At 60.7% G+C, this 23,615-nt stretch carries 16 protein-coding genes and 1 pseudogene; 6 read left to right on the forward strand and 11 right to left on the reverse strand.

Annotated elements, in window-relative coordinates:
• Positions 1 to 18: 18 nt before the first annotated feature.
• Together NCR39_RS26180 and NCR39_RS26185 are read left to right on the forward strand one after the other, a co-directional pair.
• Positions 19 to 2,034: a hypothetical protein gene (locus tag NCR39_RS26180; protein ID WP_250455334.1), complete on the forward strand. Its 2,016-nt coding sequence runs from the start codon at positions 19 to 21 to the stop codon at positions 2,032 to 2,034.
• Positions 2,035 to 2,508: 474 nt separating this feature from the next.
• A complete protein-coding gene (locus NCR39_RS26185) occupies positions 2,509 to 3,732 on the forward strand; it encodes a PDDEXK family nuclease (RefSeq protein WP_250455336.1) in 1,224 nt (407 codons plus the stop codon).
• A gap of 746 nt (positions 3,733 to 4,478) precedes the next feature.
• Here the strand turns inward: NCR39_RS26185 and tnpC are convergent.
• Together tnpC and NCR39_RS29940 are read right to left on the reverse strand one after the other, a co-directional pair.
• Positions 4,479 to 6,026, reverse strand: a complete 1,548-nt coding sequence (tnpC, locus tag NCR39_RS26190; protein ID WP_502800286.1) for an IS66 family transposase — start codon at positions 6,024 to 6,026, stop codon at positions 4,479 to 4,481.
• A gap of 16 nt (positions 6,027 to 6,042) precedes the next feature.
• Positions 6,043 to 6,180 (reverse strand): annotated as a pseudogene (locus tag NCR39_RS29940) (IS66 family insertion sequence element accessory protein TnpB); the annotation flags it as partial.
• Between the two features lie 125 nt (positions 6,181 to 6,305).
• Between NCR39_RS29940 and NCR39_RS26200 the strand changes: the two are divergent.
• Entirely contained in the window at positions 6,306 to 7,421 is a 1,116-nt protein-coding gene (locus NCR39_RS26200) for a hypothetical protein (protein ID WP_250455340.1), read from the forward strand.
• Between the two features lie 849 nt (positions 7,422 to 8,270).
• On the opposite strand, the gene bktB is transcribed toward NCR39_RS26200, so the two are convergent.
• From bktB to NCR39_RS26235, 7 genes are all read right to left on the reverse strand, one after another.
• The gene (gene bktB, locus NCR39_RS26205; protein WP_250455342.1) at positions 8,271 to 9,467 is read right to left on the reverse strand and encodes a beta-ketothiolase BktB; all 1,197 of its coding nucleotides are present in this window, start codon (positions 9,465 to 9,467) and stop codon (positions 8,271 to 8,273) included.
• Positions 9,468 to 9,523: 56 nt separating this feature from the next.
• A complete protein-coding gene (locus tag NCR39_RS26210; RefSeq protein WP_250455344.1) occupies positions 9,524 to 9,904 on the reverse strand; it encodes a BON domain-containing protein in 381 nt (126 codons plus the stop codon).
• Positions 9,905 to 9,928: 24 nt separating this feature from the next.
• Positions 9,929 to 11,080 carry a porin gene (locus NCR39_RS26215; protein ID WP_250455345.1) on the reverse strand — a complete coding sequence of 384 codons (1,152 nt, stop codon included), beginning with the start codon at positions 11,078 to 11,080 and terminating at the stop codon, positions 9,929 to 9,931.
• 22 nt (positions 11,081 to 11,102) lie between these two features.
• Complete coding sequence (locus tag NCR39_RS26220) at positions 11,103 to 12,779, reverse strand: 3-(methylthio)propionyl-CoA ligase (protein WP_250455347.1); 1,677 nt, start codon at positions 12,777 to 12,779, stop codon at positions 11,103 to 11,105.
• A 46-nt stretch (positions 12,780 to 12,825) separates the two neighbouring features.
• Positions 12,826 to 13,674, reverse strand: coding sequence for a TauD/TfdA dioxygenase family protein (locus tag NCR39_RS26225; protein WP_250455349.1), 849 nt, complete (start codon positions 13,672 to 13,674; stop codon positions 12,826 to 12,828).
• Positions 13,675 to 13,684: 10 nt separating this feature from the next.
• Positions 13,685 to 14,665 carry a quinone oxidoreductase family protein gene (locus tag NCR39_RS26230; RefSeq protein ID WP_250455351.1) on the reverse strand — a complete coding sequence of 327 codons (981 nt, stop codon included), beginning with the start codon at positions 14,663 to 14,665 and terminating at the stop codon, positions 13,685 to 13,687.
• Between the two features lie 74 nt (positions 14,666 to 14,739).
• Complete coding sequence (locus NCR39_RS26235; RefSeq protein WP_250455399.1) at positions 14,740 to 16,056, reverse strand: MFS transporter; 1,317 nt, start codon at positions 16,054 to 16,056, stop codon at positions 14,740 to 14,742.
• A 270-nt stretch (positions 16,057 to 16,326) separates the two neighbouring features.
• Between NCR39_RS26235 and NCR39_RS26240 the strand changes: the two genes are divergently transcribed.
• On the forward strand, positions 16,327 to 17,328 hold the full coding sequence (locus NCR39_RS26240; protein ID WP_250455353.1) for an AraC family transcriptional regulator: 1,002 nt from the start codon (positions 16,327 to 16,329) through the stop codon (positions 17,326 to 17,328).
• Between the two features lie 45 nt (positions 17,329 to 17,373).
• On the opposite strand, the gene NCR39_RS26245 is transcribed toward NCR39_RS26240, so the two are convergent.
• The gene (locus tag NCR39_RS26245) at positions 17,374 to 18,432 is read right to left on the reverse strand and encodes a beta-keto acid cleavage family enzyme (RefSeq protein WP_250455354.1); all 1,059 of its coding nucleotides are present in this window, start codon (positions 18,430 to 18,432) and stop codon (positions 17,374 to 17,376) included.
• Positions 18,433 to 18,797: 365 nt separating this feature from the next.
• On the opposite strand from NCR39_RS26245, the gene NCR39_RS26250 reads away from it, so the two are divergent.
• Positions 18,798 to 19,601 carry a MipA/OmpV family protein gene (locus NCR39_RS26250; RefSeq protein ID WP_250455356.1) on the forward strand — a complete coding sequence of 268 codons (804 nt, stop codon included), beginning with the start codon at positions 18,798 to 18,800 and terminating at the stop codon, positions 19,599 to 19,601.
• 150 nt (positions 19,602 to 19,751) lie between these two features.
• On the forward strand, positions 19,752 to 20,153 hold the full coding sequence (locus tag NCR39_RS26255) for a hypothetical protein (protein WP_250455358.1): 402 nt from the start codon (positions 19,752 to 19,754) through the stop codon (positions 20,151 to 20,153).
• A gap of 81 nt (positions 20,154 to 20,234) precedes the next feature.
• Here NCR39_RS26255 and NCR39_RS26260 read toward each other — a convergent pair whose 3' ends face one another.
• Positions 20,235 to 23,423 carry a bifunctional diguanylate cyclase/phosphodiesterase gene (locus tag NCR39_RS26260; protein ID WP_250455359.1) on the reverse strand — a complete coding sequence of 1,063 codons (3,189 nt, stop codon included), beginning with the start codon at positions 23,421 to 23,423 and terminating at the stop codon, positions 20,235 to 20,237.
• Positions 23,424 to 23,615: the final 192 nt, after the last annotated feature.

Here is a 23,615-nt window from a genome sequence, read left to right on the forward strand (position 1 = left end):
AGGAACATGGAGAAAAAAATGTCTGCCTGGATTTTTGATGCTAGCTTGTATTACGAAGATCGGGCAACGGTGTGGTCTCCTGATGGGGACGACTTTGTCGCTCCCAATAGCAGGAAGCTCCTGGTAGTGGCTCCAAAAGGAATGGGCAAGACGTTTATCTTGCAGAACAAAAGCCGAGCAATACGGGCCGAGCGTATCGGAGCTGTTTTTATCCCGCCTTTGCACGTCCTTGAAAAGTTGGAAACGCTCGCACATTCATTTGACGAGGGCGCTTATCAGCAATTTAGTAATAAGGAAAGCTGGAAAGTGCTGTGGTCGACCGCCATCTCTCTTGCCATCCTTTATGCCTGCTATGAGGAATCCACGCCCGAACTGTTTGAGGCAGGACAGGTCGCAAAGCTCGATTTTACAACGCCTTTAAAACTTCGAAAGAGACAATCTATCGAATCACTAATTGTTATGCTCTTGGCGACGAAATATGGGCAATACTGTGACTTATATGCTGCGACCCTTAAGCCGTTGCTGACAGAGATTAATCACGAGGTTTACGTCTTCATAGACAGCGCGGATCAAGCGTTTGAGAAGCACGCTTCTGGCAGCGCAACGATGAACGAAGACGGTGCGATGAGGACAGGGTGGATTTCGGAGCACATTTGGGCTGGTGCACAGCTTGGGTTAATGGCCACGCAGCGTGATTTGCTATATGCAAATCCGAAAATTCGAGTTTTCAGTGGAATTCGCGCCGAGGCGGTCAATGCAGAATCAATATTATTTCAAGGCGATTCGCTAAGCTTGCAAGACGAATTGATTTATTTTAACCTTACCTATTCGAAGAGCTTAGTTGAACAGATATTCATTGCCAACATTGCGATGACGAATGCGAAGCGTTTAGCGAAGCCACACGCCGTCGATCCCTACGAAAAGTTTTTTGGCTTCAAGACCATTAAACATAGTAGTTTCGTTGATACTGCCGGGAAATCGATCGACGAGCCTGTTTTCGACTTTATTTTTCGGCATACCTTCGGTCGGCCGAGGGAAATCGTTTATATGGGCGCAAAAATCCAAGCACTTCCCCCAAGCGAACGGACCGAGAAGGCGATCAAACAATTAACCTATGAGGTAGCAAGACACCTTTATCAGCAATATCAAGGAAAAGAGATTTTCCCGATTTGGGATGATAGATATGATATTTTACTTACGTATTTAAAATCCAACGTCCTTCCTGAACGGACCGTATACTCGATATTCGATGCTATCCGAGAAATCGACTCATCAATAGAAGATCCTTTTTCCTACTATGTTAATAGAGGGCTAATCGGTTTTATTGCCTCGGACCCTGAAAGCAGAGCTGAGCGAATCGAGTTTCGACCCGCAGGCCATTACAGCAGCGACAAATTTGAGCTTGAGCAAAGCCCTTTCTATTTTTTGCATCCATGCCTCACCGCAATGATTAATCAAAAGAACACGAAATTTTTCGTGAATCGTTCGCAGATTGTTGGCGACGGAAATCCACTTACTTTGAAGCCTGAGACAGGGCTCTTCCGAGTAAGTCCTATGAGAAACCATCGATTTCGCTTTACATATAATGGTGAAGAGATTGCTGGCTTAAGTGGAATTGATGGCTTTGCTGCTATCCTGCCAGCAGCGTTGTTGTGCGCAATACAAACGACGGTGTCAAATAGAGTGGAGGCTTCTACAGTTGGGAGATTTCTCGAGTTGCTAATTTTTTCAAACCTCGTGAATGGGGAGCTAAAGGATGCTCCTGCGGCACGTGATGAAATACTTTTGCGTTTTGGACGCTCAACCGATTCTTTATCGACAGCCGATTTAAGTTTAATCCGAACGGTCTCGCATGCGCTTACAGATCTACCTTTGTGCAACTTAGCTACCGATCAGGATTGGGACGCGTCAGTGGCCTCGAAGGATGCTTTATATTGGGAGAACGGCGTCTTCTGTTGGAATCTTTGTGCTCCATCAAAGGTCGACGCGACTGACGTCCTGAATATCCTCGAGGCTTTCCGCGACCTAAAGTGAGACGAGCAAAGAGAAGGACCACGACGTCAATTCCGAGCACAAACGCTCGCAAGGCCGTGGTTTTCGTTGATGGCACCGGAATACGCAGCGTCGAGCAATACATTAAGGAGAGGCTGCAGCGGCTCGAGCTGCGTCCCTTGTGAGCCGGCCAAGAATGGTCATTCGTAGCGTCCGCTCTGGTTACTCTCGCCAGCCGCAGCGATCTTTTACAGCTGTCCGAAGCAACTTCGGAGCTGTCAATGACTGGCCAGAATTACGGATGACATGAACGGGTCGCGGAGAGACCAATGTCAGTCGCGTCGAGCGAAAGCGCTGTAGGGCGCTGTGCGGACCAGAAACACAAACCAACTCAGATTAGAGCAGCGACACGGTCCGCAACAAGGCGTCACTGCGGAGCCGTACAATCGGCGGCGTTTATAACATCCGCTCGCGCCTACTTAGACGCAGGGCGGCATAAAACCACGAGACCCGCGCATGGCCACTTACCTTTACGACGAGCGGACCTCCGACTCGCCCGCAGTCTTTCAGCCCGTCGCGCTGACCGCCGGCACCGGGCACAACGAACGCTGGCTGCAAGAGCGGATTTACGAGCTTCCTGCGTTGCTTCCCATGGCCGAGATCTTCGGCCACGGCGAAAGCTTCGTGCCGCTCTGCCGCGAGCTTCCGCTGCGTTATGGCTCTTCAAGCGTCTTCCTCGACATCCTGGGCGTTTCCGCGACTGGCCGCCTCGTGCTCGTCGAATGCAAGTTGTGGCGCAACCCCGAAGCTCGCCGCGAGGTCATCGCGCAGTTGTTCGAATATGCATCGTTGCTTTCCGAGTGGACGTATTCCGACTTGGAGGCGCGTCTTAAGAAGGCTCGTGGCCTTACTGGCCAAAATCCCATCTTCGGTGCGGTTAAAGCCGTGCATCCTGATTTGGACGAGGCAGCGTTCGTCGACTCTGTGAATCGGTCACTCAACCGCGGAGACTTCCTCTGCGCGATCGCAGGAGACGGCATTCGTAGCGACTTGCAGTCGTTGCGCCGGTTGCTCGGCGCGCAGGGCGGTGTCCTGTCTCAACTCGCGTTGGTCGAAATCCGCACGTATCGCGATGCGGCGGGGCGCACGCTTCTCGTGCCGTGCGTCCCGTTGCACACTGAAGTCCTGCAACGCGAGGTGCTCCTGCGCTCCGACGGTGTGCCGCTCGAGCGCGCAGCTCCGCTTGATGAAGTGGCGCCGACGCACGGGTCCACGGCTCAACCGAAGGCCCTTAGCGCGTCGAAGCTCCAGAATCGCGCGTTCTGGGACAATTTCATTGAGCAAGTAAAGTTCGACCACCCGGACCAGACGCCGCCCCGACATGGCGGGAACAACTTCGTCCGGCTGGATCTACCGGGCCCCGTGCAAGGACTCGTCGCCTACCGGGAGCAGCCGTCGACGGCGGGCCTCTTCGTCAAATTCGTTGGCTCGGACGGGCGAGAAGCCTTGCAAATTCTCATTGAGGACCAGGCAGCGCTAGAACAGGAAGTCGGACAGCCAATTCGGTTCACTATCAACGAAGGTCAGGATGGGGAGCGGGTAGCGGGACTTCTTAACGTTCGGTTCGAAGCGCAAGGAGGTGAAGCAGTGCGAGATGCCGAGCAGCTCGCATGGCTGCTGCGGACCTGTAACGCCCTGGTGAACGCACTTCGGCTGCGTCTAGGCGGTACGCGCATCTAAATCATCGAGTCTTCGGTAAAACGGCAAGATGATATCCGCGGCCGGCCACCGGCCGACCGCGCTGCAACCTACAGGACACGAGTCTTGGATGCGTACAGGCGGCCAATTTCGCTTTTCGAAGTCCGCCATCAGATCGCTGACAATCCCAAGGGGCAAAGCGCATCGACGACGTGATGCCCCAGGGACCGCCAGCAATGTGCGAGCCCTCAGCGGCGGCCGCTTCGTCGCTCACCCGCCCGGCCTCACCTACAGCGCGACAACGGACGGAACAATACCAACGTCATGTCCCAATATGTCCCATCGCTGGACATGACTTGCGATCCTCCTCTGGCTAAAGTCAAACCCGCGGCCTCACTAGTCTAGAACGGTGAACGGAATCGCCTCTTTATAATTGATTCAATTCTGGAGCGTGTCATGTCGGGAAGCAAAACGAACGGAAACAAGACAGCAGCGTCAAAACCGATGACGCAGGACCGCGCGTCAAAGATTCAAAGCGCTACAGCAAAAAGAACGGGTACGGTGACGCAGAGGGATTTCGCGGCCCGCGCAGGACGCGCCGCCGCAAAGAATTCGACTAGCACGGACCATTAATCGGAAAACGTTCAGGGAAAAGCGTGCGCTGCGAATCGCAGCGCACGCGTAGGGGGAGCATCGATGACAAAAGAGGCGATTGTCCGTAAGCGATCCGCGAACGACGCCCCTCAGAGTAAGGTGGTAGAGCGCGTGATGTGTGATAGCGAAGTGGGTCAGCGGAGATCTGCGGGCATCTTCCAGGGAAGCAGCGCGTCGTAGTCGTCGACGGTCTTCGCCAGAGGAAGGCGTTGGAATAACCAGTGGAGGTAACGATAGGGATCGATGCCGCCGGCTTTACACGTTTCGATCAGGCTGTAGAGGTTTGCACTTGCGTTTGCCCCTGCAACCGTGTCGCTAAAAAGCCATGAACGGCGCCCAACGACGAAGGGGCGAATCGCGTTCTCACAAGGGTTGTTCGAGATAGGCCAACTGCCGTTCTCGACATAGCGGATCAGCTTCGGCCACTGCTCGCGTAGATAGGTCAGTGCCTTTCCAAGCAGACTTTTTGGCACGATGCCGGGCGACTGCGCGAGCGCCAAGGCGTAGATGGCGTCGAGGATGCGCGTGCTATATCGCCGTCGCAATCGCTGTCGTCGCTCAGGCTTCCATTTCTTAGAGCGGGCCTCCGCAGCGAACAGCTTGCCGATCAGCGTGATGAAGCGTGTCGCGAGCAGATCGGGGGAACGCGCGACTTTCGGCACGTTGTCCTCCGCTTTGATGAAGTACCGCCTCAGGTGCGCCCAACATCCGAGGTGCACGAGGTCGTAGCGTTGAGCGATGTCGTTGTAGGGCTCGTAGCCGTCAGTTACTAGAACCGCGCCCTTGCGGATGCCCGTGAACAGCTTGTCGGCCAGCTTGGCGCCGCGTCCAGGTGTATAGCTGAAGCAGCGGATAGGGACGCCCGAGCCGGTCATCTGCGCCCAGAGGTAGCTCTTCGTTTGTGGTTTTCTCCCTTTCTCTTTCAGTACCTGGAACGTTGTTTCGTCGCAGTAGATCAGCTCTGCCTCGAGCAACGCATCGCGCATCAAGTTGATCACGGGCTGGGTCGCGAGGCCAACGCGAACCATGCTGGCGGCGATCGTGTTCGACGAGATGTCACCGCCGAAGCGACACAGCAAACCAGCCTGACGATACAGCGGCATGCCGAATTGATACTTGCCGGTGGCGATCCATGCAAGCGCCGATTCGCTGAACAGTCCGCGCGCGATGATGCGCGGCGGCGCCGGCGTGACCTTGATCCCGAGGTCACAGCAAGGGCACGCATATTTGACGCGCTGGTGTTGGATCACCCGAAGCTGCTCCGGGATCACATCGAGCTGCTCACTGATCTCCGCGCCTATCTCGACGAGCGCGTGCCCATCGTTCGTGCAGAAGCGTTCGGCTTCGGGCAGTTCGTGTCGCACGACCTCGCGCGGCAGATTCGGATCTAGCGGCTTGCGATGACCGCGCTTCTTGCGCTTGTGCGCGGCGACTGTCGTCTCCGGCGTGTCTTCCTGCGCGGGCGCGCTGTTCGCTCCGAGCGTCTCGGCTTCGTTGAACAAGCTAGGTTGATCAGAATCTCGTGCTTCACTCTTGGCGCCGAACAGTTCGCGACGATAAGCTCGGAGGCGCTCCTCGGCGAGATCGCGCTCGGTATTCGTCGTTGCCATTATGCTGCGACGCTGGCGAAATGCCTTTCTCGCGCTCCACCAAGTACTTCGCGATCCACTTGCGCAGCAGATTGGCGTTGATGCCGTGCTGCTGAGCCAGACCGGCGACTGATACTCCGGGACGAAGTGATGCCTCAATCAAGGCGCGTTTACTTTTTTCGTCATAGCGGCGACGACCATCGCTGCTACGACGTACTACTGCCAACTCTGAGTCTATGCCAGTCATAGGTGTCCACCTCAAGATAGGTGGACACCTATGGTCCTCGCTACTGTCGCTCACTGCCAGACGTCGGAGATGGACCGCTTACGATTGTCCTCAACGGTGACAAAGTCAGGTTCCGGATCGCGGAATTGGGCATCCCGCGAAAGCAATTGTTGGCTGGGATGCACGGCAAAACTTTGCAACGCATACTCAGAGGGGAGAAAACGTCGTTAGCCACTGCGCATCATCTAGCTCGGGACCTCAAAACAACATTGGAAGAGATCAAGGGGCCAGTCACAGACGACGATCTCACGGCCTGGTTGTCGGGACACTGGCTTTACGAAGACGGGCCAAAGACAAAACTCGACAAAAACACATCCAGCATGTCCTTCGTTGGAACGGGTACGAAGATGGTCATCGACTCACCACCGAGTGGATTCGGCAATCCCTTTGCAAAACTTCTCGCTTTCCGGCCTGAAATTTGCCGCAAGCTAGTGGTCCGTCGCGTCGGCGAAACGTTCGAGGTTGAGGTTCACTGTTTCGATTACGCTAATCATGGCCGGGAGATTGCCTATCAGTTTGGAGTCTCGTGTCGCTTCTTTCCCCTTTCACGTGAGGGAGACAACTTTCTCAAGCGCGCGATGAGCGCCCCGCTAAAACGGTACTTCTGGGCGTGGCTCCGCGAGACCGCCATCGCCAACGCGGAATTGCTCGAGATTGAGGGCGAAGAATTTCCAACGCATCCTCACGTATATCGCCCGTTGGTCATTTTTTCGAAAGGCCATACTAAAAACGAGGTAGGCATTCGTCTGTTTTCCCAACTTCAGGTTGATTTCCGTGAGTCGCTAATCGAATACTTAGACTCGCTTGAAGGTCGAAGGCTTGTCTTTGCTCGGGCCACGCGCCTTGGCATTTCTATCAGCATCCCGCCAACCGTCAAGGAAATTGTCGCGGACAATGAGTACGCACCGACAACGATTCATGTATTTCTCGTCTGGTCAACGCCGACCGGAAGCATGCGACTAGCTCCATGGCGATACGACCATCGCCAAGAGTTTGCAGCGGCAATCGCAGAACAACGATGGCGCGACTTCTATTCGCGCGGAATGCCAGTCCGTCAGTTTGCCGATGACTTTGTAGATGATCCGCCGGCTCCCCCAATGAGCGCTGATCCCAACATTCCTGTAGGGCTGCTGACGGCGCTTAGAGACATCGACTGGTACGACTCCGATGATCAGTTCTCCGCGCTCCTTGCGATCGATTGATCGCGCTGCGCGAACGCCATGACGAACTTGAATCCGGCAAGCAGGACGACCGGTACGAGCCAGAACAACCCAGGTTTCGGAGCAGCTCGGGTGATTAGCCGCATGCATCTCGAGCCGGGGAAACGAGCTGTGCGCTGAAGATACATCAAGGGATCGGACCAGCGGGTCCGACCAATCGCTGGGTCGAATTCGAACGGCCGCTTTCGAGAAATCCGGCCGGCCGGTTCGGGTCGCGAGTTCGCATTGGCGGACGGCGTACCGGTCATTCGAGGCAGGCTGACGTGCGAATGGCCGGAAAGCGGCGGTCAGCTGCCTGACCAAAGCCGATGCTCGAATGACGGCAAAGGCCGATGAGCGTGCGATGAGTCTCGGGCGGCTTCCGATTCGAACCGGTCATTCGAGTGACCGCTGGCTGTCTCAGCCGAGCGGCAGAAACTGGCCGCACAGCCACCGATGAGTATTCGCCGTCCGGTCATCGCTGTGCCTCTAGCCCGGTCTACCTCTTCGTCCCGCATCGCCTCCACTGATTGGGGGATAGGCCACGGCGCCTTTGATCCCGGTATAGCGGAGAAGCAGCGGCACAACGCGAAGATCCGTGTCGTGCCGGAGCCTTTTGAGACCGATTATCGCTTCGTGGCGAATGTGGCGGCAACGGTACAGTCACGTGCATCGCCGACACGTTGAAGCCGACGCACGTATGAGCAAGCTCCTACGCTGATTGAATAAAGTGGCTCTGCACGATGGGCGAGGCATTCACGACTATTCCGCGCCGTAGCAGAACGGCGCTCGCGCATCCGTTCGACAACGACACCCCGATCGATTCGATGTCCATGCGCCTGCCTGCATCGATCACTGAAGGTTTTCGAAGATCGCCGCGATTCCCTGACCGCCGCCGATGCACATCGTGACGAGCGCGTAACGGCCGCCGATACGCTTCAGTTCATAGAGCGCCTTGACCGTGATCAGCGCGCCGGTCGCGCCGACCGGATGGCCGAGCGAAATGCCCGAACCGTTCGGGTTGACCTTGGCGGGATCCAGTCCCAGTTCGTTCGTCACCGCGCAGGCCTGTGCGGCGAATGCTTCGTTGGCCTCGATCACATCGAGTTGCGCGACGTTCAGACCGGCGCGCGCCAGCGCCTTGCGCGTCGCCGGAACGGGACCGATGCCCATGTAGGCCGGATCGACCCCGGCATGCGCATAGGACACGAGCCGCGCGAGCGGCTTCGCGCCGCTTCGCTCGGCCGCGCCGCGCTCCATCAGCAGCACGGCCGCCGCCGCGTCGTTGATGCCCGATGCGTTGCCCGCCGTCACCGTGCCGCTCTCCTTGACGAAGACCGGCTTCAGCGTCGAGAAGTCGCCGGGGCTGGCGTCGTGGCGCACGTGCTCGTCGGTGTCGAAGACCGTCTCGCCCTTCTTGCCGGGCACGGCGATCGGCAGGATCTGATCGACGAAGCGCCCTTGCGCGATGGCTCGTGCCGCGCGCCGATGCGATTCGAGCGCGAGCGCGTCCTGCGCCTCGCGCGTGATGCCGTACTTGCGCGCGACGTTCTCCGCCGTCACGCCCATGTGAATTGTCTGGAACGGGTCTTGCAGCGCGCCGAGCATCATGTCGACGACCTTTCCGTCGCCCATGCGTTGCCCGAAACGCGCGCCCGGCAACGCGTACAGCGCGCGGCTCATGGTCTCCGCGCCGCCGCCGATAGCGATGTCCGCGTCGCCCAGCATGATCGTCTGCGCCGCCGACACGATTGCCTGAAGGCCCGAGCCGCACAGGCGGTTCACGGTCAGCGCCGGCACGTGCTGCGCGACGCCGCCGTCGATCGCCGCGACGCGCGCCAGATACATGTCCTTCGGCTCCGTATGAACGACATTGCCGAACACCACGTGACCGACGTCATCGCCCGTTACGTTCGCGCGCCGAAGCGTTTCGCGCACGACCATCGCGCCCAGCCCGGTAGGAGAGAAGTTCTTAAGGCTGCCGCCGAAGTCGCCGATTGCAGTCCGCACGCCGCTCACCACTACTACTTCACGCGTTGCTTCGCCCATCGAGTCGCTCCTGTTCGTTTGTTCGTTAGTTCGTCCGCGCGTTGGCGCAGCGCCGGTTACATGCCGCCAAAGGGCTTCTTGACGGTCAACCCGTTGCTGACCGAAACGACGCCAGGCACGCCCCTGACGATGTCCCCGACCCTGTTCACCTGGGACGCATCCGCCACCGTGCCGGTCAGCTTCACGGCGCCGTCCTTCGCGACGACGCTGATATTCCCGGCATCGATGTCCTTGTTTTTCGCGATGGCGCCGTACACCCGCCGGCGCAGCGCGCGATTCGCCTGTCTGCCTGTTGCGGGCGTCGCCGAACCGGAGATCGAACTCGATGCCGCCATCGCGGATGCACTCGCCGGCTCGCTCGTCTGGGACCACGCCGTCAGGGACGCGGCGGCGATGATCGCTCCCATCGCCAATGTGAAGGTCTGCATGTTCTTCATTGGATACCCCTGCGGATAGCGGAATCAGAAAGCGTGGCGAATGCCGAGCATCGCCGCCGTGGTGGACGTGCCGGGGGCGACCGGCGTTCCGTAGATGATCGTCTGATTCATGGTGCCCTTGTTGTCCACATACCCGACCTGCGCGTAAGCCTTGGTCCTCTGCGTGATGTTGTATTCCGCGCCGAGCGAGACTTCGCTCGAATGATTGGCCGAATGGTTCCGGTCCTTCAGGTAGTAGTAGCCCGAAGTAATCTTGAAGCGCGGATTGAACTGATAACCCAGCCCGCCCGATATCATTTCGAAGTTCGCTGCGCCGCTGTTCGACGGATTCTTGCCGATGCCGTACGAGCCGGAGATCGAGAATCCGGCGATCGTGTACATCGCGCCGAAGTAGTAGAAGCGGTTGTTCGCGAGGCCCGTTGCGGGGACGGCGGGCGTCGCCGGGTAAGTCAGCGGATACGGATTGGTATCGTGTCCGTTGTAATACACGGCGGCGAGGTTGAGGCCATAGTTCGAATACTTGAGCACCGCCGACTCGCGCGTGCCGCCTTGCGCCTGTCCGGCGACACCGCCCGGCGCGAACTCGAGCGCAAGCGAGGCGCCATAGAATTTCGGCGAGTTGTAGACCAGCGCGTTGCTGTCATAGAGCGCCCCGATCGGTGCATTCGTGCTCGTGCCCGGCCAGCCTGCAGCCTGATTGAGGCCGAGCCACGCAGTCAGAATACTGCCGAAGTACTGCGCGCCGCGGACATCGGTTTCCGACATCGCATAGATCATCGGGATGATCTGCCGGCCGGCGTCGAATGTGCCGAACGGAGTCGATGCGCCGATCGTCGCGAACTGGTTGAACATGGCGACCGCGCCGGGCGTATCGGATAGACCCACTCTGCCGTTCGAAGAGTTGAACGAGCCTTGCAGCTTGAAATTGATCTTGTATCCCCCGCCTATGTCCTCGCTCCCCTTCAACCCCCAGATGCTGGAATAGATGCCGCCATCCTTGAGTTGATACACATGTCCCTGGTTGGGCGCAGTCGGCTGGAACGTCGCCGCCGAGGTGCTTTGATACAGCAGTCCGCTGTCGAGAACCCCATAAAGAATCACCGATGATTGCGCGTGGGCGGCAGCGGCGAACGTGACCAGCGCCGCGGCGCCGCTCAACTTGAACTCCAGTTTCATTCTCTCTCCTGCGGCTCGTCGTTTATTCGTGTTGGCTGAGGGAAGCTGTGCTGCTGCCGGAGCGTTCCGTCAGGGCAGTCAGGTAGTAGTTCGCGTACTGCGCTCGCAACTGGTGTTTGAGTACCTTGCCGGTCGCGCCGAGCGGAATCGATTCGACCAGCACCACGGCATCCGGCCGCCACCACTTCGCGATCTTTCCATCCAGGAATGCGAGCAACTCACTGCCGGTGAGCGTGCTGCCCGGCCTGGTGACGATCAACAGCAACGGCCGTTCATCCCATTTCGGATGCCGCGCCGCGATGCACGCCGCCATCGTGACTTCGGGATGCTGGCTCGCGACGTTTTCGATATCGGCCGAGCTGATCCATTCGCCGCCGGACTTGATGACGTCCTTGCTGCGATCGGTGATCTGCATGAAGCCGTCCGCATCGATCTTCGCGACGTCGCCGGTCGGGAACCAGCCGTCTCGCAGCGGCGGCGGGTCATCCGTGCCGAAATACTGCCGCGCGACCCACGGACCGCGTACAAGCAGGTCGCCGGTCGCGTGGCCGTCCCACGGCACTTCCGCGCCGTCCGGACCCACGATCTTCATGTCGATGCCGAACACGGAGCGGCCCTGCTTCGCCTGCATCGCATAGCGATGCTCCCCCGAAAGCGCCGACTGACGCGCCTTGAAGCTGCAGACGGTTCCGACCGGACTCAACTCGGTCATGCCCCACGCATGCAATACCTCTACCCGATAGCACTCCTGAAACTTCGTGGCCATCGACGTGGGACACGCCGCGCCGCCGATCACGGTCCGGCGCATCGAGGAGAAAGCGCTGCCCTGCTCGACAACGTGCGATAACAATCCTTGCCAGACCGTCGGCACGCCGGCCGACAGCGTGACCTGCTCGGCTTCGATCAGCTCGTAAAGCGACTTGCCGTCGAGCGCCGGTCCGGGGAACACCAGCTTCGCGCCAACCATGCACGCGATGTAGGGCAGTCCCCACGCGTTCACATGGAACATCGGCACCACGGGGAGAATCACGTCGCGCGCCGAGCAGTTCAGCGAGTCGGGCAGCGCCGCGGCATACGTGTGCAGCACGGTCGAGCGATGGCTGTACAACACGCCCTTCGGATGGCCGGTCGTGCCGGACGTGTAGCAAAGCGACGACGCATCGTTCTCGTCGAGCATCGGCCAGTCGAAGGCATCGTCATGATGGTCGATCAGGTCTTCGTAGCACATCAGCGTGTCGGCATGACCGAGCGCTTTCGGCATGTGCGCGCGATCGGTCATCGCCACGAAGCACTTCGGGCTCTTGACGCGCTTCATGAGATTTTCGATCAGCGGCAAGAAGGACAGATCGAAGAACACGACGCGATCTTCCGCATGCTCGATGATGTAGGACACCTGATCGATATGCAGTCGAGGATTGAGCGTGTGCAATACGGCGCCCGACCCGGAGACGGCGAAGTACAACTCCATGTGGCGATAACCATTCCACGCGAGAGTCGCCACGCGCTCGCCCGGCGCGATGCCGAGCGCCGCCAGCCCGTTCGCGAGGCGACGCGCGCGCTGCGCCAGATCGCGATATCGATATCGGTGAATGTCCCCTTCCACACGCCGCGACACGATCTCCTGTTCACCGTGATGGCGTTCCGCGTGCATGAGCAGCGAAGCCACCAGTAGCGGCTGCTGCATCATCAGACCTTGCATCTTCGTCTCCTCGACTATTTTGTATGGCGCCGTGCAGCGATTGCTTTTAATACGGCCTGTCCCCGACGATCCCCGCACGCTCCATCTTGCGATGACAAGGCGGGTAATCCATCACCGCGTAGTGCTGCGTGCTGCGGTTGTCCCAGATCGCGATGCTGTTCGGCTTCCAGCGCCAGCGAACCTGATACTCCGGCAGGTACGCCTGGCTGATCAGATACGCGAGCAATTGCCCCGCGCCGGGATTCGCGTCCTGCCCGAAACGCACGCGCGCAGGCGTGTGGTAGTTGGTGAAGTGCGTCGTGAAGGCGTTCACGAACAGGATTTGTTCGCCGGTATCGGGATGCGTGCGCACGACCGGGTGTTCCGCATCCGGAAACTGCGCCTTCAACGCGAGGCGCTTGTCGATGGGCATCGCCGCACCGAAGCTCGCCTCGATGCTGTGGCGTGCGCGCAGATCCGCGATCTGCTCCTTCACATGCGCCGGCAGGTTCTCGTAGGCCAGCACCATGTTCGCCCACATCGTGTCGCCGCCGACGGGCGGGCACTCCACGCATCGCAACACGGCGCCGAATTGCGGCGCCTCGCGCCAGGTCGCGTCCGCGTGCCACGCGTTTTCGTAGCGGTCGTTGGGCTGCTCCGGCGACTTGTAGATGCGCACGAGTCCCGGATACTCGGGATCGCTTCCCGCGACCGGATGGTCTTCCAGCTCGCCGAAGCGTCGCGCGAATGCGACGTGCTCGGCGCGCGTGATGTGCTGATCGCGCAGGAACAGCACGCGATGCGCAAGCAATGCCGCGCGTATGTCGGCAAACAGGCTGTCGTCGTGGATCGCATCGGCGAGATTGACGCCCACGAGTTCCGCGCCGATCGAGCAGGTCAATTGTTCAACTTGCATGGCACGCTCCTCAGATGACGAAAACCGACGAGCCCGTCGTCTTGCGGGATTCGAGATCGCGGTGCGCTTGCCCCGCGTCGTCGAGCGCGTAACGCTGATTGACTTCGATCTCGATGCGCCCCGCCGCGATGTGCGCGAAGAGTTCATCGGCGAGTTCGCGCTTGTCGGCCGGATCGGCGATATAGTCCGCAAGCGCCGGACGCGTCATGTAGAGCGAGCCCTTCATGGCGAGCATCTGCGGATTGAAGGGCGGAATGGGACCGGAGGCCGTGCCGACGCAGACCATCAGGCCGCGACGCTTGAGCGAATCGAGCGAGCCCTCGAAGGTGTTCTTGCCGACGCTGTCGAACACCACCTGCACGCCCACGCCATCGGTGAGTTCGCGCACGCGTTTGGCCACGTCTTCGCGGCTGTAGTCGATGACGTGATCGCAACCGTGAGCGAGCGCGACAGCGGCCTTCGCATCGGACGACACCGTGCCGATCACGGTGAGGCCCATCAGCTGCGCCCATTGCGAAACGATCAGACCGACGCCGCCCGCAGCCGCATGTAAAAGGATCGTGTCGCCCGCCTTGAACGGGTAGATGCGGCGCATCAGATAAGCCGAAGTCAGCCCGCGCATGGTCATGCCCGCAGCGGTTTCGCACGAGATCGCGGCGGGGAGCTTGATGAGCGGCGCGGCGGCGATCAACCGTTCGGTGCTGTATGCGCCGAGCGTATCGATGAAACCCGTATAGGTGACGCGATCGCCTTCAGCGACGTTCGTCACGCCCTCGCCCACGGCCTCGACCACGCCCGCCGCTTCCACGCCCATTCCGGCGGGCAGCGCAACGGGGTAAAGGCCGCTGCGGAAGTAGGTATCGGCGAAATTCAGTCCTACGGCCTCATGGCGCAGGCGGACCTGACCGGGGCCGGGCTTGCCCACGTCGACATTCTCGTAGCGCAAGACTTCGGGACCGCCGGTTTCATGGAAGCGCACTGCCTTTGCCATCTTGATCTCCTCAAAGCATGGTGTTGCGTTCATGAGCACCGCGCCGATGCTCATGGACAAAATGAAAACGCCTTTCAGCGTGCGGACTGCTGGCGCAGCGCATCCAGACGATTCAGGTCGCCGGTGTAGTTGCGCCTGCCGATAAAGAACGCGAACGCCGCGAGCAACGGTGCGAACGGAACGAGCTGCAACGCGCCGGCGAGCCCGATGCGGTCAGCCAAGACGCCGGTCAGGAACGCAGCGGGCGCGAGTCCCAGCAGGTTGTTCGCGAGCGTGAGCGTGGCGAATGCGGACGAATGGATCGACGGCGGCGTGAGGTTCGCGACCATCGCGCCGGACGGGCCGCTCGCGCCCGCGCTGAAGAACATGCCCGCGCCGATCAGCAACAGTTGCAGCGGACCCGCGGGCATGTGAAAACCGATCGCGAGCAAGACGTAACAAGCGAGACAAAAGGCAATCGCCGTGCTCCATTTTCTTTCCCGCACATGCTTGCCGAGACGATCGGCCAACATGCCGCACACCACCATGCCGACGCCTGTAATCAGCACGAACAGCGCCGCGCTCATCGCTGCCTTGGCGGTAGGCATGCCGTAGTAGCGGCTCAGGAAACTCGGCATCCACGCCCATATTGCGGCGGGCACCAGCAGATGGATGCCGCTGCCGACGTAGGCGCACACGACCGACTTCGTCGAAAAGAGGCCCTTCATCAGCGCGCGAAAACTCATGCGCACACCGAGCGTCTCTTTGCTCGTATTGAACGGCTGCAACGGCGCGAGACGCTTTTCCGTGACGACGATCCGATACGCGATGACCAGCACGATGCCCATCGCCGCCATCGCGCCGAATGCCGGCCGCCAGCCCATGCGCGCCGCGATGGACCCGCCGAGCGCCATGCCCAGCACCGAGCCGAACGCGCCGCCCGCCATGAACGTGCCGGTGAGCGTGGCGCGCAGCCGCGCCGGGAAGATGCTGAGCACGACCGCGATGCCCACGCTCCCATACGCCGCCTCGCCTATCCCGACGAAAGCGCGCGCCAGCAGCATCTCGCCATAGTTCGTCGAGATCGCGCATCCGAGCGTCGCGAGACTCCACATCGCCGCCATCAAGACGATGCTCTTGACGCGGCCCCAGCGGTCGGCCAGCACGGACAGCGGAAACGTGAGCAGGCCGACCATCAGCGCGACCACGCTGCTCAGCGATCCCAGCCGCGTGTCCGAAAGATTCCACGTCGCCTTGAGCAGCGGAAACACGGCGTTCAACACCTGCCGCGACATGTAGTCGGAGAGCAGCAGGCCGATCGTCAGGGCAAACACTACCCAGGCGTAACCGCGTACATCGGCTTGCGTGGACGAAGCATCGTCCGTGGCGGACTCAGCGTGCTGCATGAGCATCATTCATCTCCTTTGCCTGTCTCCATGGCAACCGCGTCGCCCCTGGCGATTATCCGTCGCTCTCAGAGTGGGGACCGCGGGCGTGTCACCGCGTTGCCGGTCATGCCGGCGCGGCTAAAAATTTCTGAATCGAAACACAGCGTATGCAGGCACAATACGGGCATTGCGCACTGTTCTTTTATGATTTGCCGCCATACTTTTATCAATCGGTGCCACTGGGCGTAAACACCGGTGCCTGTCGATCCCCGGTAAAACTCATGGAGGTAAGCGATGGAAACGATGCTGCGTTCGATCGCCATGAGCGGCTATTTCGATACCGCCCGGCGGCTCGGACTGAACCCCATCGATCTGGTGCAACGGCTCGGGATCGATCCCGCCGCGCTCGCGAATCCGGACGAGCGCGTCCCCGCTGCCGCGTGTTGCCGTCTGCTCGAACTCACGGCGGAAATGGCGTCGTGCCCGAGCTTCGCCTTGCGCATGGCGGAGACGCGGCAAAAATTCGGCACGGGCGTGGTGAATGTCCTGCTCGCGCACAAGCGCACGCTGCGCGACGCGTTGCTGGCCGCTGCCGAATTCCGCCATTTGCTTAACGAGGCGCTCGCCGTCTATATCGAAGACGTCGGGGAAACAGTCACGATCCGCGAAGAACTGGTCGTCGATCCGGGCACGCCGACCCAGCAGGCGATAGAACTCGCAGTGGGCATTCTCGCGCGGCATTCCAGCGCGTTGCTGGGTAGCCACTGGAAACCGCGTTCGGTGCATTTCACGCATCGCGGTCCGGCCGATCAGACGTTTCATCGGCGCTTCTTCGCCTGTCCGCTCGAATTCGGCAGCGACTTCAACGGGTTCGTGTGCGCGGCGTCCGAACTCGATTACCCGAACCCGGCAGCAGATCCGGAACTGGTTCGATACGCGGAAAGCCTCGCCAAGCCGCTCAACGCAAGCAACGCGGATTCGATCGCCCTGGAAGTGCGCAAGGCGATCTACCTTTTGCTCCCGCTCGAACAGGGTACGGTCGAATACGCCGCGCGCCATCTGCGCTTGAGCGTGCGTACGCTGCAGCGCCGGCTTGCATCGGCTGATACGAGTTTTTCGGAACTGGTGGAAGAGGTGCGAGGCGAACTGGCGGTGCGCTACATGAGCAATGCGCGCTATCCGATCGGAAGAGTCGCCGCATTGCTGGGCTATAACCAGCAGGGCTCGTTCACGAACTGGTTCAACGCGCGGTTCGGCATGACACCGCGCGACTGGCGTAATCGTCAGGGCAAGTGAGACGAGCGGCGCACGGCGCGCCGCATCGTCGATGCCTTCCCGATATCAGACGGCCTTGCGCAGAAATCCCTGCGTGGCGCCCACGCGATTGGGCGCGAAACCGTTCGCGAGAAGCGTCTCTTCCACCGTGTCGTAGAAGACGCCGATCTTGCTGATATCGCGCGCCTCCTGCGCCGTCGCGACCTTGCGGCCGAACTCGCGTGACATGCGCACGAGCTGTTCGATCTGCTCGACGGTGCTCATGCGCGCCGTGCGCGACTGGTTCCAGATATTGTCTTCGATACCGCAGCGCACATGCAGTCCCGTCGCAATGCCGATCATATTGACGGGCAGTACGTTGCGCATCGAACTTTCCACCGTCAGCACCGCGCCGTCCGGCGTGGCGCGCAGGAAGTTCGACAAGTTGTAGATGTTCGGCGCATCCATGCCGCCGCCGATCGCCACCCAGTTCATGACCAGCGGACCTTTGTAGATGCCGCGCCGGATCAGACGTTCCACCGACTCCAGGCTGTTGATGTTGTAGCACTGAAACGCGCTCTGGATGCCCGCCGCGTTCAGTCGGCGGATATGCTCCTCGGCCCATCCCGGTTGCGCCGGCACGGTCATCTCCTTGTAGGCGTTGTACACGTCGGGGTCTGCCATCGAGGTGCCTTCGACATCGGCATCTTCCCAGTGTTCGACGACGTTCATCTGCGACGTGTTGATGGTCACCGTCACCTGATCGGGCTTGGGATCGAGTTCGGCCAGCATGTGGCGCGTATCGTCGCTGAGCCATTTGGCGGCTGCGCCTTCGGTCTCTGGTGCGAAGCTGATCGAGCCGCCCACCTGGATGATCATTTCCGGCACGGCGTTGCGCACGCCGGCAATCAGCTCGTTGAACTTCGACAGCCGCTTGCTGCCCTTGCCGTCGAGTTCGCGCACATGCAGATGAAGCACGGTGGCGCCGGCGTTATAGCAGTCCACGGCCTTCTGAATCTGCTGCTCCATCGTGACGGGGATATCTTCAGGAAAATCGGAAGGCACCCACGCCGGCGCATAGGGCGCGGCCGTGATGATCAGAGGCTGCTGATTTTCGGTGTAGAGCGAACCGTCGAGAAAGTTCATGACATGGTCTCCAGATTGGGTTGTGGAGAAGAAAACCGGGGAGCATCCGGCGGAAGGTTCATGTCGGCGATGAAGGACGCTGACCGGCATGAACCCGTCTGTGTCGCCTGCGCGTCAGGATGAAGAGACGCGACGGGATGCGACGATGCCGCGAAGATACGGCATCCCGCTCGACGGCTTTGCGTATTCGATGCCATTCTTTTAGGATTGCGCGCCATCGAACGATGGCTACGGCCCCGGGTTTTCCCCGACGCCATGCATCGCGCAAGACTCCAACGCGCGGCCAGTGTGTGATATCTCTCGCGTTCTGACGTCCCTGCTCTTTGCGCACATGTTTCGATTTGCTTCGACGTGAAAGGACCGCCATGAATGCGTTCAGAATCGTCATCGCAACATGCCTGACGCTCGTCTTCGACAGCGCGTTCGCCAGTCCAATCGATATCTCGAACGCGCTGCCCAACTTCTTCGGCGCGGGAATCGGCTCGACCACCGAGTATGCGGGCGGCAAGGACCGCATCGTCGGCGTGCTTCCGGGCATGCGCTACGTGACCGGCGGCGGCCATCTCTTCGAGTGGTACGGCACCTACGCGCAATACAACTTCGGCGGCCTCACCGGGCTGCAATGGGGTCCGGCGCTGGCGCTTCGTCTGGGCCGCCGCAATGTCGACGACGCCGTCGTATCGCAAGTCCACGACGTGTCCACCACGCTCGAAGGCGGCGGGTTCGCCGGCTACGAATACAGCCACGTCGGCGACGTGCCGTATCGGCTGCGTGGGGAAGTCACGGTCGTCACCAACGCGGGCGCGGTCTATACGGGCGCACGCGTCTCGCTAAACACGAGCGCGTGGTTTCCGCTGCATGCACGCGTGTTTATCGGCGCGGGCGCAGGCGCGACATGGGTGAGCGGCGGCTTCAACGAAACTTACTACGGCGTGACGCCCGAAGACGCGCAAAAGAGCGGGCTTCCCGCATTCAATCCGGGCGGCGGCCTCAATCAGTTGACCGGCTGGATTGCGGGTATCTACCAACTCGCCCCGAAATGGTATGTGGGCGCGATGATCTACTACCAGCGGCTGATGGGCGACGCGGCGGCCAGTCCTATCGTGACGCAACGCGGCACGCGCAATCAGTTGACCTACGGCGTCGGACTCGCCTACGCGTTCAAATGAGAAGCACGCGTGCAATGGGCATTTCAGCCGATCACGCGAACTCGTAATATCAACTAAACTGCATGCGTTACGAATGTTTTTCCACTCCGCGCAATGCGCGCCGTGTCTCATTCGATGATGCTTCGATTTCGAAAATATCAGGTTGCCGGCATGGCATGTCTCCTTGTCGCCAACCTCGTTTGCGCCGCTGAACAAGCCCGCTTCGTATTGCCGGAAAGAAGCGGCTCGGGGCTTTTGTTTTTCTCGTACCCTGCCGCCCTCTCGCTCGGCAACGAGACGCCGCTGCGCCGCGTTCGTTCGCATCTGCCCTTCGATAGCTCGTATATCGATGCAAGCGCGAACCGCGTCGCACCGTTCGGGTCCGGCTTCGGTTCGATCGAACCGAAGTATCCGCCGACGCCTGCGCCAAGCGTCATTTCCAGCCGGAACGCATCGCACGATGGCTTCGCGAATCAGGACGACGACGAGTGGCACTTCTCCGCCAGTCCGCAACTCGGCGCGAATCACGAACACGAAAAAAGCGTGACGTTCTCCGTGCGGCGTCCGTTCTAAGCGTTCGCGCTCTGCGTTCCTACGTGGGTATTCCCGCAATGCACGCGCCATTGCAGGCGGCTCACGTCCGTTCGCCTCTCGTCACGCCTCCTCGCGCGCCATCAGCGCCTCCGACCACGCGGGCAACGCGCTGCCCGGCATGGCTTCCGAGAACAGAAAGCCCTGCAATTCATCGCATCCGATACCGCGCAGCGTATCCGCCTGATGCGCGCTCTCGACGCCCTCCGCGACCACGCGCAGCTTCAGTTCGTGCCCGAGATCGATGATCGCCTTCACGATCGCGAGGTCGGCGGGCGCATCGAGCATGTCGTGCACGAACGCGCGATCGATCTTCAGCCGGTCGAGCGCGAAGCGGTTCAGATAGCTGAGGCTCGAATAGCCGGTGCCGAAGTCGTCGAGCGAGAGCTTCACGCCGAGCGCGCGAATCGCGTCGATTGCCTCGACGTAGCTTTCGGCGCTATCCATGAGCACCGTCTCGGTGATTTCGAGTTCGAGGCAATGCGGCGGCACGCCGTGCTTCGCGAGGCTGCGCGCGAGCACGCCGACGAGTTCGGGATCGCGTAGCTGGATCGCCGACACGTTCACCGATGCGCTGATCGCAAGCCCGCCGCTGTCGCGCCATTCCGCGAGCTGCCGGCACGCTTCCTCGATCACCCACGCGCCGATCGGAATGATGATCTTCGTTTCTTCGGCTACCGCGATGAACTGCGACGGCATCACGCTGCCGAGCAACGGGCTGTCCCATCGCAAGAGTCCTTCGACGCTCGCGAGCGCGCCGGTCCGCGCATCCAGACACGGCTGCCACACGAGACGCAATTCGCCGCGCTCGACCGCCGTGCGCAGGCTCGCATCGAGCGAAAGCCGGTAACGCGCGTGCTCGGCCATGTCCGCCGAGAAGAACTTCACCAGATTGCGGCCTTCGGCTTTGGCCTGATACATCGCGGCATCGGCGTTTTGCATCAGCGTGTCGATGTCCGCGCCGTCGTCGGGATAAAGCGCCACGCCCACGCTGCACGATACCTGCAGCGTCTTGCCGCTGACTTCATGCGGCTCGCGCAGCAGCGTCACGAGCCTTCGCTCGATGATCTGCATCACGTCGCTCGCGTTGCTCACGCCGGTGAGAATGACCGTGAACTCGTCGCCGCCGAGACGGCTCACCGTGTCGTTGCCGCGCACGGCTTGCAAAAGCCGCCGCGAGACGGAACGCAACAGCCCGTCGCCGACATGATGGCCGAGCGAATCGTTGATGTTCTTGAAGCGGTCGAGATCGATGAACAACACCGCGACGCGTTGCTGCGCGCGCTGCGCCTGAGCGATGGCCGCCTTCAGCCGCGCGCCGAACAGGGCGCGGTTCGGCAACTCGGTGAGCACGTCGTGCTCCGCGAGAAACTGGATGCGCGCTTCGCTTTTCTTGCGGTCCGTGATGTCGATGAGCGTGCAGATGTAATGCGACACGCTGCTCTTCTTGTCGCGCACGGTGCTCACCATGAGCCACGCCGGATAGTCGCCGCCCTGACGCCGCCGCACTTGCGCTTCGCCGTTCCATGTGCCGCTGCGTTCGCAGCGTTCCACGAGACGCGCGACGATCCCGCGTTCCTCGCCGTCGTCCTGTCCGACGATGAACGCGGGCGGCTTGCCGACGACATCGTCGTTGCGATACCCCGTCGCGCGATAGAACGACGGATTCGCGGTGACGAGACGCGCGCTGGCGTCGAGAATGACGATCGCCTCCGACGACGCCTCGAACACGCGGCCCCACAATTCCAGGCGCTGCTCCATCAGCTTGATCTGGTTGATCGGCGTGAAGGCGGTCAGGATGGCATCGCGCCCCTGAAAATCGAGGCGGCGCGCGGACAGCATCGCCCATGTCGGCTGCGCGGTGGCCTTCCAGTGAACCTCGAATTCGTCGATGGCTTCGCGGTCGGACAACTGCTGAAAGAAGCGCGCGCGCGTCGATGAATCCAGACCGAAAGCCCACGGGTCCGTCGAGCAGCCGTTGAGCCAGAAAAGGCCCGGCTTGTTCGCGTGCAGCACTTCGTGGCCGGGAATGGCGGTGACGACCATCGGCACGGGCGTCGCTTCGACGAGCGCATATTGCGCAGCCGACGCGCGTGTCGTCGCCGCGAGTTCCTTCTGCACGTCGCGTTCGTGATCGAGCTGCGCGAGCATTTCATTGAAGCCGCGCACGAGTTGGCCGATCTCGTCCTGACTGTGCCAGCTCGCGCGCAGCGAGTGGTCGCCCGTGCGCCGCACCGTGTCCATCACGCGCGCGAGCTTGCGCAACGGCGACGAGATCTGCTGCGCGACGAAGTACACCATCGCGAGAATGCCGCACAGCAACGAGAGCGCCGTGCCCAGATGCAGCCACATCTTCGAGAACAGTCCGTCCACGCGCGCGTGCAGCAATTGGTCGAGATGCTCGCCCGTCATGCGCCAGCTCGTGCTCGTGTTCATGACGAGCGATTGCTGCGCGGTATCGATGATGGAAAGCATCGCGGCATCCGGCGCGCTGTCGCCATCCACGACGATGCGCGCCGCATGACGGAACGCATCGACCGCCGTGCTCATGCGCGAGAACGACGGCGTGAGCGATGCTTCCAGCGCGTGATTGGCCGCGCCCGCTTCCGCGAAATCGGAACGCAGGCCCTGCATCACGGCATCGAGCTGGCCTTCGAGCACGAGATAGCGCGTGCGCACTTCGTCACGGGAGCGCGCGGTGCGTCCCTCATGCAGATGACGCCCGATGCCGTTGACCGCATCGATCAGCGCGGGATAGCGCAGGATCGACTGCGACATCGCGTAGTAGCTGTCGAGGTCGGGATCGAGAATCAGATTCGATTGATTGCCGATGCGCGTGATCAGTTCGCGGCATGCATCGAGCGCTGCGTGGCTCGTCGCGGCGTCCGGCTGCTTGTCATGCGAGAGCGCCTGCAGCGCATCGCGCAACGTGCGATTGAGCGCGGCGCTTTGCAGCGGCTCGCCGTATTGCGCTTCGGCGGCGGCGAGCTGATCCAGCTTCGCGCGCCATTCGGCGGGCGGCAAACGCTGGCCTGCGCCCGTCAGCGCGACATCGACCAGCGCGTTCGTCACCACCCGCACATATGCGTTGCCGACGATCTCCTTGTTGGAGAAGTCGATCGCGAGATACTTCTCGTGAATCAGAATGCCGCTGATATAGATGACGGCGCTCAGGTCCAGCAAATAGATCAGCAGCAGCTTGTGGCCCACGCGAAGGCGGGCGAGCAGCCGGAAGAAGGGATTCGACTTCATCGCACGCAAGCGGTGCAATGCCGGCCGTAAGAAGAAAGATGCATCAACGGGAACCTCGTGCGTTCGTGCGATGGGCGCGCCGGCCTGAATGTGAGCCGGACGCTTACATCGACATTTACGGCACGCGTCTATTCAACTTTAATTTTCGATCGAATTTCCCTATAGCGGTGCGCGTTTGTGCGTCGGCGGTGC

The organism is Caballeronia sp. ATUFL_M2_KS44 (assembly GCF_023630965.1).
Lineage (GTDB): Bacteria > Pseudomonadota > Gammaproteobacteria > Burkholderiales > Burkholderiaceae > Caballeronia > Caballeronia concitans.